The sequence below is a fragment of the Fervidobacterium sp. genome, assembly GCF_059913585.1.
The window spans coordinates 24,980-36,159 of sequence record NZ_DBOLZL010000018.1 but is presented as its reverse complement, the minus strand read 5'-3'; the positions used below and the strand labels follow the sequence as shown (position 1 = coordinate 36,159).

Sequence of the window (11,180 nt, the reverse complement as noted above, 5' to 3'; positions counted from 1 at the left end):
TTTAAAGCATATTTTCAAAGAAAACGCTCGCAAGGATTAGTATACAAAAAAGCGATGATGAGTGTAGCACACAAGTTGCTAAGGACAATATTTGCTATGATGAAAAAGCGAGAGAAATTCCATATTGATCATACATTTTCGCCTTCTACTCAAAATTTAATTTTACATAGTTGACTCCTAGTTCTTGGAGTTGTTAAGTTCCAGAATATCCACCTGCGACGATTTTCCCATCTTCATATCTCAAAACAACCTTTGGAAGAGGAATATCGGCTGTGTATTTCGCATCGTGCATATGCACTTCAACACCAGGGTAGAGGGTTTTGCGCGCTACTATCTCGCATTGGTATTTCATTTCATTAATCTTTCTTTCAAGTTCTTGTTTTCTTTGTAGGTTTTTTTCGAGTTGGTCTCTTAAGTTGATAAGCTTTCTTGTTACTTTTGAAAATTGCTCTTCTTTATCAGGGGAGAGCTTAACACCTCGTTCTTTTAATTCTTTGTACTGTTTGACGATGTTGATAAGCTTTTGCAGGCTGGTTCTGTCGATTTCTATTTGAGTGTTAATTAGTTTGAGCTCTTCTCTGAGATACGGATTGACACCAACCTCAAGGTAAGTGTTAACACCAAAATCTGAACCAAGTTCATCAGCCTCTATGCGGGATGTAGCAACGTATTCACCACCGATTATCGCACTGTTCCTACCTTGACCAATTATGGAATTTGTGACCCTAACAGTACAATTCAGCAAGTTTGATTCGAAATAAAGGTTTTCACATTCTATAGTCACAGATTCTGCATACTTGAGGTGAACATCTTTTCTTGCTTTTATCAGTCCTTTATCTTTTCCCTTTGCACCTGTTAGTTTGATACTACCTTCTAACGAAATCACAGTAGAAGCTTCTGCTATACCTTGTATTTCTATGTCGCCTTTTGCTCGAACTATGAATCCGGGTTTTACATCACCTTTTACCAAAACAGTTCCAGGAAATTCTATATTGCCAGTTGCATAATCAACATTTCCTTCTATTTCCAAGTATTCGCTTACTTCAATTAAGCCTTTTTCTGGGTCAACTTTGAGTATACCATCTGATGTTGCAACTATGTGTATCCCATCTTCGCTCAGTGCAACGTTCTTTCCCAAAGATACTTTTGCTTCATTTCCGGGTTTTGCTGGAACAGGTTCACCATAAACGTTCCTGCCAGGAACACCTTCGGTAGGGGGATATATGGTAGCTATTTTTTGCTCCTTTTTCACAATGATTCTTTTTTGAACGGGAAATTCTCTGAAATCAACGCGATTACCGGAAGTGGTAAATGAAGGGCTCTTTTGCAAAACTTCAAATACTATTCGCCCATCTTCACCATTTTTTGGTTCATCACCTTTTGCAAATAAAACGGAGACACCATCAACGGGGTTCTCACATAATTGTTTTAGTGCGGAGATGTCTATGTTGTGAACGATTTTTGCATCTCTTATTGCTTTCATTAGTTTTTCAAGCGTAATTTCTTCTCCAGGCAGTATGTTTGATACTTTTATGTAAGCTTCCATTTTATCGGGCGATGTGGTTATTGATATATTCATCTGAATCCCCCTTGGAATTGTTGGTATTAATAGACATCACAGATGTTTTATCCCCTTATCTCTTTAACGCTGTTATCAGGGTTGAGAATTATTATCTTTGGTCCTCTGTATTCATCGGGATTGTACAGAGCGAACGCCATGATGATAATTCGGTCACCTTTTTCCACAAGTCTTGCAGCGGCACCATTTAATGAAATTTTTCTTGAACCCCGTGGTTCAGGGATAACGTATGTGACGAGCCTGTTACCGTTATTCACATCAGATACTAAGACCATCTCGTTAATTTTTATCCCTGCCAGTTCTAATAGTTCTTCATCGATGCCAATACTTCCTTCGTATTCGATTTCTTTTTCAGTTACGGTAGCCATGTGGATTTTTGCTTTTAACATAAATTCCATCATTCTATTTCCTCCTTCTGTCTTCATATGTCAACATATCTATTCAACACTGCTTGGCTGTACTTCTGGTTTTGGTAGCTCAACGACGAATTTGTTACCGTCCTCTGTTGACTCGTGGTAAATCTTTCCCTTGTGCTCGTCTTCTACTATCTTCTTACAAATAGCCAGTCCCAAACCGGTGCCATGAACTTTAGTTGTAAAGAACGGAGTGAAGAGCTTTTCCGCAGTTTCTTTGTCGATAGGTGTGCCTTCGTTCCATATCGACACAACGATTTTATCAAGTTTGATACGTGTTTCAACTAATATTTTACCATCTTTTGGAGTTGCTTCAATCGCATTTTGGAGAAGATTTATAATAACTTGTTTCATTCTTGAGTATTCGGCATATACGGTAATTTCTTCAGCGTCTGTTTCAAAGTTAAAGAGTATATTTTTTTCTCGGACCTTTTCTTCTAGTAGAATGTATACGTCGTTGATGAGTTTGTTTATGTTGAAATACGTAAATTCCAAAGACCTTGGTTCGCGACTGAAGTCCAGGATCTCGTTCACTATATTTTCAAGTCTTAGTATTTCATCCTTGATGATATTTATATACCTTTCCCTTGCCTCTGGGTTGTCTGCATTTTTCTCAAGTCTTTTGATGAAACCTCCCAACACAGAGATTGGGTTTCTTAGCTCGTGAGCAACCCTTGCAGCCATTTCCCCAAGAGCTGCGAGTTTTTCCTGCTTTTTCCTCTCCTTTTCCAGACTAACTCGTTCGGTAACATCATCTAGGGTAATAATGACTCCTCTGAGCATGATTTTATCGGCATCCCAGAAAGGTGTGATTTTCACATCGTAGTATCGTTCTCGCCCACCGACCTGGATCAAATAATTGCTGAGGGTTATTTCTTCTTTAATTCTCATTGCTTGGAATGCCATTTCTTCGATATCTTCAAATTCTGGACCAAGTGCTCTGAGCTCAACGCCTGTCATCTGTTCTTTCGGGCGGGTGAAATAAACTTCTGCTCTTTTGTTCCATTCGGTTACTTTGCCTTCTTTGTCGATAACAATAATTGCAGAAGACATATTCTGCAAAATTGATTCGGAAAACTCGCGTAGATACTCGATAAGGCTCTTTTGACGTTCCAGAGACAGTGTTTTGTTTCTTAGTTCTTCGTAGTTTTGTGCAGTTTCGATTGCTAAGCCTGCGCTGTCTGACACTATCTTGAGAATATCGATATCGCTTTCTTTTATTGGCTTTTTTGTGTAGTAGTTGTCGACAATAACCACGCCAAAAACTCCTTCGCGTCCAACAAGTGGCAGAACGGCAAATTCTTTAACTCCTAGCAGATTGACTAAATCAGCCACTTCTAAGCCCATTGTATTAACAATTCTTTCATTTGCAACAAATATCTTCTTTCTAAGCACGCATTTTTCAAGTATCGGGTGTGCTTTGTATGGGAATATTTTGTTTTCAATTTTTTGGGTAAGTCTATTGTTGATTTCCAGTGTCATTGCTTCTTCGCGTAGATATTGGACTACATCGGCATAGCGCATCGCTCTGAGATTGGCTTTTTTCCAATCTTCTTCAACATTTTCCGTATCGGGACCGAGCCACATTTTACCAACAAGTACGTCACGCTGTTCGTCGTATGTCAGTAACAGAGCCCGGTTGTAACCAAGCAATCTTCCAGAGGTTAGACCAAGCAAAAGAGTTTTGTACACATTCTTGACGCTGTACATTGTCCGCATCGCCTGGCTTATGTAATGGACAGCGTTCATCCTCTTAATTTGCTCTTTTTGGTCTTCGATAAGTGATTCGTGCGTTTTCTGGAGTTCTCTTAGTTTTGCAACTTCTTCTTCCAGCCTTTTCTCAAATTCGATACGTCCTTTGGCGAGCAAAAATCGCTTAACAGAATCGCGAGCAAGGTCTAAATCCATTGAATCAAAAGATTTTGTCTGTAAGTAAATATTCGTATTTCTTTTGTTGGCAAAAACAAACCAATGATTTTCTACGGGCAAAATGAGAGCAGATAGGACTTTCGTGGAGAAAAGTTCACTCAGTCCATCTGGTTTGTAAACTATCTTTTCCATTCCTTTGAAAAAACGGAGCGTTTCAGTAGGAAGCTCTGAAGGGTTAAGCTTTTTACAGATTATTTGTGAAGTTTGAGAGTCGTAAATCATCATATCATATTCTTCGTTTACTTCTTTTGTAAGACTCAAAACAGCAGTGATTTCCGATTCGATGATTTCGGAGATGACTTTTAGAAACCCTTCTAAAAGTTCTTCTTGCGATTTAGCGGATTCAAATAGATTTGTGAGCATCCATAGAGAACGATATTTTGGAAGGTAGCTCTTTGACTTTTCGTATGATGGAATAAACCACAGAGCGTATGCAAGAAAATCAACAACTTCGGTAAAGTTCGTCATCTTTTTTGGAATCTCGTTCGTCAAAATAATTCCGACCTTCTCATCGCCAGTTTCAACAGAGCTGTGAATCAGCTGTTCAACGTGTGCTTCTACAATGGTGCCATCTTTGAGTTGTATGGATAACTTTGAAAGTGAATTTCTATCTCCTATGTTCGAAACAGGGATTTTAGATTGGAGAGGAAGAAAGTTACTTAAAAGAATTCTGTAAATATCTCTGGATTTTTCGTAAAAAGCTACCGAGAGTTTTTCAACTCCGATGAATTCAGCTAATATATTTGCCACATTCTCCGCATCTGGAGAGTATTTATCTTTTTCGAATATTTCAGTTAACGCATAGCATATTTTTTTGCTTATCATTCATTATCACCTCGCGTATCATTTTCTTTGCCTTGGGAAGCAAGAAATTCCAAATGCCTTACTACATGAGTCCCACGCCAGTAAACTTTCCCACATTTTGGACAACGTTTGAAATGCTCGATTGTTTCAAAAACATATATGGGAACTTTCCCAGTTACTTCTTCTTTTGGGCAGTCTACTAAAACCTCGTTGCAATAAGCACAACGTGCAGGAGTATTCGGCAGTTGTGTATTTGTGTTCTTCAGTATTATCAAAAGCTCTTCGAGCTGTTCAGATGTTTTATTTTTCGTGATAAGTATTCCGCCACATGCCTTAGCCAGCTCTTTTGATTTTGTAACCAATGTTCGTTTTTTGTGTTTCAGAAGTTCCTTAATTGCTTGCTGATTTACTGTTTTGATAATCTCAGTATCAAAGCCTAGAATTCTTAATTTTTTCCCGAGCTTGACTACGGTTAAATCACAAAGGAATTTCAATTCATATTGTTGCTTGCTCATCTTCGATTCCTAACGATTTAAGTTCTCGATACTTTGCTAACTTCATTAGTTCTTTGACCCTTCTTGCTTTCTCTGTATTTATTTCTTGTCCGTCATCCAATTTCATTAGAATCTCATCAATCTCAGGATAGGTTAAACCAAAAGCTTCTTCATCTGTGACACCAGGAACAAGGTCTGGTGTTGGTGGTTTTTGGATGATCCTTTCTGGAACTCCCAAATACTTTGCAAGTTCGTAAACTTGTGTTTTGTAAAGATGTTTAATAGGTTCTATATCGACCGAGTCATCGCCCCATTTGACATACAATCCAAGGGCTAGTTCTGTCTTATTTGTTGTCCCCACCACACAATATCCGAGCTTTTCAGCCTCAAAATATAACTTGCACATTCTTGCCCTGTGTTTGGCTCTGTAATATGCAATGCCTTTCAAAAATAGTTCGTCACCTTCGTTTTTAAGGTCCATAACATATGGGTCGGGGTATCTTTGCCATCTTCGTTTTGCATAATCAATTTTTATCTTTTCTGGAATGAATGGCGCAGGTGGAAAGAGTTTGTATACGCCCATTGCACGGAGCACAGGGGTGATTGAGATGATTTTATAGTCTACTTTGAAATGTCTGCATACCATCTTTGCATCTTCGATACTTGTCATTGAACTGTCGCGTTCCGGAAGAATTAGGGCCTTTATTTTATCATGCTCTAAAGCCATTACAAGCAAAGCCAAGACAACTGCGGAATCAATTCCACCGCTGGCACCAATGACGGCACCCTTGAAGTTGTATTTTTGGATTGTATTTTTGATAAAGTTTACTATCCGTTCAACTTCAGCAGAAGGATTAAAGTTAGTCATTTACATCCCCTCGATATTTTTTAGGTTCTTTCATTAATATTTTAACACATTTTCTTAAAACATGTTAAAATATATAGCGACTACCGTAAATATCAGACCAGAGGAAGGGAGAATATAGGATTATGGAGAAGATACTTTTCATAGTAGGCATTTCATTGATAGAGTCATACGCCACTTTCTATTTGTTGTTTCCGAACTTTTCAGTAGGATGGTATCCGGTTGTGTTTGTAATATTGGCGTTTCTTCTTATTGGTTTGAATACTAAACTTAAAGATTTACTTGTTGTATCTGTTGTATCGCCGATAGTTTCTTTTTTTCTTCTCCAAATAGTTTCATACTTCAATTTTAGAAGCTATGCCACTTACAATATCTTATTGACTGTTTTGGCACGTGGGGCTGCTGGATTTGGAATTGCGTGGATGCTGGTAGGAGTTGTTGTTGGTAGTTTTGTGAATTTGTTGTTTACAAAGGGAAATGGAAGCAATGAGTATTAAAAAAAATGAAAAAAGTGAAGGGATTATCCCTTCACTTTCTTTATTATCTGCTCGTATATTTTCTCAAGTTGATTGTTCAGGTCTTCTAATGACGAGTTGTTAGTTACTATAATTCCTTCTGGTTCAATATCTTTCTGTCTTTCCAATATTTTTTCGATTAATTCTTCCTCATATCTTTCCTTGAGTCTTTCTTTTATCACATTTTCATCGCACACAACGGTAATTGTAATATCGCAACAGTCTATCCCTAACCTTCGTTTGATCGCCGCTTCTATGACGATATCTTTACCTCTTCTTGCATCTAATTCGTTTTTCAAAAGCTCAAGCATCGTGGGATGAACAATGCTTTCGAGTAACGCAAGTTTTTCGGCATCTGAGAAGACGATTGTTGCAACTTCTTTCCTATTACAAGTTCCAAAAACTTTCTTTATGCGTTCTTTGTTTATTTCAAAGGCAAGATGTCCGAGTTTATCCACGTTTATGTAATCAAAACCCTTTTGGGCAAAGAACTGTGATACAGTGCTTTTGCCGGTTGCTATCTTACCGGTAACGCAGACTACCATGTTCGTTCACCGATGTCTACTTAACTTAGATAATTCTTTCTCCCAAGTCTTGGTGGCTCATCTTTTCGTATTCCTCTTTGCTGAGTACTACCAGGCTTATATCATCGTCAATTTTGTTTGAAAGTTCTGCAATGGCTTGTTGTAGATTCCTCTCATCTTTTACAACGACTATAAATTCTTCGTCTTTTAGAAAGACAGCTATTGGGTCGAAAATACTCTTAAGAACTTCTACGTATTCTTTCATCATTCTACCTCAACTCTTTTCTGTGCGCTGTCTGAGTAATTGTATTCCTCAAAACCTTGACGTCCCATAAGCGCATATGTGATTTTCTTTCCGAGTTCGACACCAGGTTGGTCGTACGGATTAATGTTGAATAGGTGACCGGCGATAACGGTCGCAAGTTCGTAGTACATAATGAATTGACCAATATGGTATTCGTCAATTTTTGGGAATGTTACTGTTATTGAAGGTCTTCCGTGCTTTGCAAGTGCAAGTTGTGTACCGAGTTGTTCGCTGTTAAGCAATGTTGAAAGCTTCTTACCACCAAGGTAAGCAAGTTCAGGCTCGTTTTCATGTATCTTTGGTATTGTGATTTCTCTGTCAAATTGCTCTGTTCTTAGGAATGTTATTACTTTGTCATCTGGTCCTTCATTGTAGAGCTGGACTTGGGAGTGTTGGTCAACTGCACCAAGTGCTTTTACGGGTGTTTGACCTACGTGCACTTTATTTCCGTCGTTATCATACATCTTTCCAAGGCTTTCTGCCCATAACTGTCTATACCAATCTGCAAAGTAATACAATCTGTTTGAGTAGGCCATCATGACGGATATGTTGCGTTTCTTCAAATAATGCAGATAGTGTGTAACAGCAATCAACGCTGCTGGATTTTCCCAAAGCGGAGATTTAATAGTCTTATCATATGCATCCTTTGCTCCAATTATCAGTTCTTCGATATCAACTCCTGCTGCCTTAGCTGAAAGTAAGCCAACAGGCGTCAAAACACTGAACCTTCCGCCTACGTCTGGTGGTATCTCAAGCATTCTGATGCCTTCTGCTCTTCCGAGCCTTCTCAAGACACCTTTCTCTGGGTCTGTTGTGAAGATAAGGTGTTCTTTTGGGTCAAGTCCGTATGATTCAAGAATCCCCCTCACGATGAGGTAGTTTGCCATGGGCTCAGCTGTGGTTCCGGATTTTGAGATGATGTTGAACAACGTGGTCTTTGGGTCAACGCAATCGAGGACAGAGGATAAATAATCTGGGTCAACGTTGTCCACGACGAAAATTCTTAGGTATCCATTTCTTTCATCAACGCTCAGTGAGTTCCAATTTGCAGGTCTGAGTGCGTTTTGAATTGAGATATTACCAAGCGCGGAACCTCCGATTCCCAAAACGACTAAGTTATCGAATGTAAATATGAAATCACTCAACTCGTTGACCGAGTCAATCCATTTTCGTGTTAGCACAGCATTGACAAAACCAGGCTTATTTTCATCAAGCCTTTTTAAAAATTCCTCTACTTTCGCAGAATACGCATCAATTTCTGCAGTTTCAAGTCCACCTTGCACATTTTCTGCAAGTGTGTACGTAAAATCGAATTTTAGCACGAGTCACACCTCCATACTGCCTTATACAGCAATAGTGTTTTCAACATTTTTCTTGATGAATGTTACGATGTTTACTTCGATTATCGGTGTCTATGGAGTATATTGAAACCTTTTAGTATTTAATTGGAGCTATTATCGGTAAATCTTTGAGCAGGTTTCTTGGGTTCAAATATGTGAGTTCAATTAAGAAAGCACTAGCAACAACGGTTCCTCCAACTTTTTCAACAAGTCTTTTCAGTGCGAGTGCAGTTCCACCGGTAGCAAGGACATCATCTACTATCAAAACTTTTTGACCAGGTTCAATTGCATCTTCGTGGATATGCAATTCTGCCTTGCCATATTCTAGTTCGTATGTATCACTGACAGTTTTGTATGGTAATTTTCCAGGTTTCCTAACAGGAACAAAGCCTTTGCCAAGAAGGTAAGCAATTGGAGCACCGATAATAAACCCACGTGCTTCTGGACAAACAACCAAGTCGAATTCATATTTCTTGACTTCTTCTACAATGGTATCAATAGCGTATCTAAATGCTTCTGGGTTTTTGATGAGAGGGGTTATATCTCGGAAAATAACGCCCTTTTGTGGGAAGTCTGGAATGTCTCTTATAAACGCTTTCAAATCCATGTGGTTTTACACCTCCATCGTGCTCTGTATTTTTTCACGTATATATTCTACCACAAAAGTTTGTAGATTGAATACATGAATGCGGATAATATTCCACCGTATACAGGAGCTTGTAACCATGAAAAGAGTATCTTGTTAAATGTTTTTGGGTTTTGTAACTTTGTACCCTTTGAAAAGCCTACACCAACCAAACTGCCAACTATTGCATGGGCTGGTGAAACTGGAAGCCCGATAAGAGAATACAAGCCCACAGTCAGAGCTTGCGTTGCTATTGTAACCATCGCTGTAAAATCGTCGAGAGCTATTAGTTCTCGACCAAGTGTGTAAATTGTTTTTTTGCTCAGCAAAAGGACACCCGCACTTAACGACAACCCACCTATTAGCAAAAGCAAATAGACGTTGTAGCCTTTTTGATAAAGTATTCCGGTAATCTTTCCGACGTTGTTTGCCCCCATAGAATATACTCCATATATTGTGAAAATCCACAGGAAAATTCTCAAGATGTAAGTTCTAACTTGCAAGTTACGTATGCCTCTGAACACAACTGCGAGAACTTTTTGAAGAATGAAGCCAAGCAAGAACGCAACCACAGGTGTAGAGAACCATCCTAAGACTATATACAACAGTAACTGAGTGTTGATGTTCTTGAGTAAAATACCAACTCCGACGTTGGCACCTACTATTGCTTGTGTCACGGAAATAGGTAAGCCATTTCTTAAGAAAAATAGCATCACTATTGCTGCTGAGATGTTGATTATAACTATCCCAGGCAAATCAACTTTTACTATGCCAGAAGATACTTTAAGTCCAGGTCTACCCCCCAGTAAAGCACCAATAATAACTACCACGGCAGCGATAGTTATCATTTTTTTCATTTTGAAAATTCCGTTTCCAACGGTAACACCTAATGTGTTCCCTGCGTCATTTCCACCCATTATTATGCCAAGAAATATCGAAGGTAGAAAGATTAAAACATCAATTATGAGCACTGCCGACAAGCGCCTCCCCTATCAAGGTGTATCATATGTCTGTGAAGATGTAATTGCGATATTGGAAAGTATAAAGCGCAGTAGCGAAATATTATACTACGTATTCCTCCATGTTTGAACAATACGTGAAAGCAAAGGGACACGATTACGCGTGTTTTTTTGAAAGTTATAAAAACAAAAGAGGGTACAGTTCATTTTTGTACCCTCTTTCGCAACTTTTCATTATTTTGGAGCAGGCGGTGGGACTCGAACCCACACCCTCCTCCTTACCAAGGAGGCGCTCCACCGCTTGAAGCTACGCCTGCGCCCAGCAAACTTTGGGTGTCTGACCGATGTTTATTTTACCAAATACTCCTAAAATGGTCAAGACTGTGCAATGCGATTTTGAAAATATTACTCTTCTTCGTCTTCATCTTCATCTTCTTCGTCTAAGTCTACGAAGAAGTCTTCGCCGCCCATCATTTCTTCCCAAATTTTTGCTACTTCGTTGAATTCTTCTTCACTCTCAATTGAATCGAGGAAAACGTTACCATTTTCATCTTCTGTCTTGACGAAAAGGTATGTATCTCCAAATTCAGAAACTTCATCATTTTCTACGAAGATTTCTTCGCATACCCAGTATGTCTTTCCTTTGTTCTCAACTTCTCCGAGTAAGACGAAGTGGTGTTCATTTCCTTCCTCGTCCATAAGAGTGAATGCATCAATGTGGTCATGGTGTTCATGGTCATGATCATGATGGTGATGGTTGTGTTCGTGGTCAAACATGTCAATCTCTCCTTCCTTAAAAAGATAAAAATACAAGTAATATCATACCACA

The 11,180-nt window shown here is 38.9% G+C and carries 12 protein-coding genes, 1 tRNA gene and 1 pseudogene; 2 read left to right on the top strand and 12 right to left on the bottom strand.

Annotated elements, in window-relative coordinates; all coding sequences use genetic code 11:
* A pseudogene (locus AC3M61_RS07070) lies at positions 1-174 on the top strand (IS110 family transposase); the annotation flags it as partial.
* 19 nt (positions 175-193) lie between these two features.
* On the opposite strand, the gene AC3M61_RS07065 reads toward AC3M61_RS07070, so the two are convergent.
* The 5 genes from AC3M61_RS07065 to nadE are packed head-to-tail and all read right to left on the bottom strand — an operon-like array spanning position 194 to position 6,087.
* Complete coding sequence (locus AC3M61_RS07065; RefSeq protein ID WP_500780166.1) at positions 194-1,579, bottom strand: flagellar assembly protein A; 1,386 nt, start codon at positions 1,577-1,579, stop codon at positions 194-196.
* Positions 1,580-1,626: 47 nt separating this feature from the next.
* Positions 1,627-1,980: an aspartate 1-decarboxylase gene (panD, locus tag AC3M61_RS07060; RefSeq protein WP_029684009.1), complete on the bottom strand. Its 354-nt coding sequence runs from the start codon at positions 1,978-1,980 to the stop codon at positions 1,627-1,629.
* Between the two features lie 36 nt (positions 1,981-2,016).
* Positions 2,017-4,746, bottom strand: coding sequence for an ATP-binding protein (locus AC3M61_RS07055; RefSeq protein ID WP_500780165.1), 2,730 nt, complete (start codon positions 4,744-4,746; stop codon positions 2,017-2,019).
* Positions 4,743-5,240: a Mut7-C RNAse domain-containing protein gene (locus tag AC3M61_RS07050; protein WP_029684011.1), complete on the bottom strand. Its 498-nt coding sequence runs from the start codon at positions 5,238-5,240 to the stop codon at positions 4,743-4,745. Before AC3M61_RS07050 ends, AC3M61_RS07055 begins: the two co-directional genes overlap by 4 nt.
* Positions 5,221-6,087 (bottom strand): NAD(+) synthase, encoded by an 867-nt coding sequence (gene nadE / locus AC3M61_RS07045; RefSeq protein ID WP_500780164.1) that lies wholly within the window; start codon positions 6,085-6,087, stop codon positions 5,221-5,223. Before nadE ends, AC3M61_RS07050 begins: the two co-directional genes overlap by 20 nt.
* Positions 6,088-6,209: 122 nt before the next feature.
* On the opposite strand from nadE, the gene AC3M61_RS07040 reads away from it, so the two are divergent.
* Entirely contained in the window at positions 6,210-6,581 is a 372-nt protein-coding gene (locus tag AC3M61_RS07040) for a hypothetical protein (RefSeq protein WP_500780163.1), read from the top strand.
* A gap of 23 nt (positions 6,582-6,604) precedes the next feature.
* On the opposite strand, the gene coaE is transcribed toward AC3M61_RS07040, so the two are convergent.
* From coaE to AC3M61_RS07005, 7 genes are all read right to left on the bottom strand, one after another.
* Positions 6,605-7,144, bottom strand: a complete 540-nt coding sequence (coaE, locus tag AC3M61_RS07035; RefSeq protein ID WP_500780162.1) for a dephospho-CoA kinase — start codon at positions 7,142-7,144, stop codon at positions 6,605-6,607.
* Between the two features lie 25 nt (positions 7,145-7,169).
* On the bottom strand, positions 7,170-7,388 hold the full coding sequence (locus AC3M61_RS07030; protein WP_029684015.1) for a hypothetical protein: 219 nt from the start codon (positions 7,386-7,388) through the stop codon (positions 7,170-7,172).
* The gene (locus tag AC3M61_RS07025; protein ID WP_500780161.1) at positions 7,388-8,749 is read right to left on the bottom strand and encodes a glucose-6-phosphate isomerase; all 1,362 of its coding nucleotides are present in this window, start codon (positions 8,747-8,749) and stop codon (positions 7,388-7,390) included. The genes AC3M61_RS07030 and AC3M61_RS07025 overlap by 1 nt, the downstream gene beginning before the upstream one ends.
* 112 nt (positions 8,750-8,861) lie before the next feature.
* Entirely contained in the window at positions 8,862-9,374 is a 513-nt protein-coding gene (locus AC3M61_RS07020) for an adenine phosphoribosyltransferase (protein WP_029684017.1), read from the bottom strand.
* Positions 9,375-9,421: 47 nt separating this feature from the next.
* Positions 9,422-10,363 carry an inorganic phosphate transporter gene (locus tag AC3M61_RS07015; protein ID WP_500780160.1) on the bottom strand — a complete coding sequence of 314 codons (942 nt, stop codon included), beginning with the start codon at positions 10,361-10,363 and terminating at the stop codon, positions 9,422-9,424.
* 228 nt (positions 10,364-10,591) lie between these two features.
* Positions 10,592-10,668: transfer RNA gene (locus AC3M61_RS07010), tRNA-Thr, on the bottom strand.
* 88 nt (positions 10,669-10,756) lie between these two features.
* Positions 10,757-11,128 (bottom strand): DUF1292 domain-containing protein, encoded by a 372-nt coding sequence (locus tag AC3M61_RS07005; RefSeq protein WP_500780159.1) that lies wholly within the window; start codon positions 11,126-11,128, stop codon positions 10,757-10,759.
* Between the last annotated feature and the right edge of the window lie 52 nt (positions 11,129-11,180).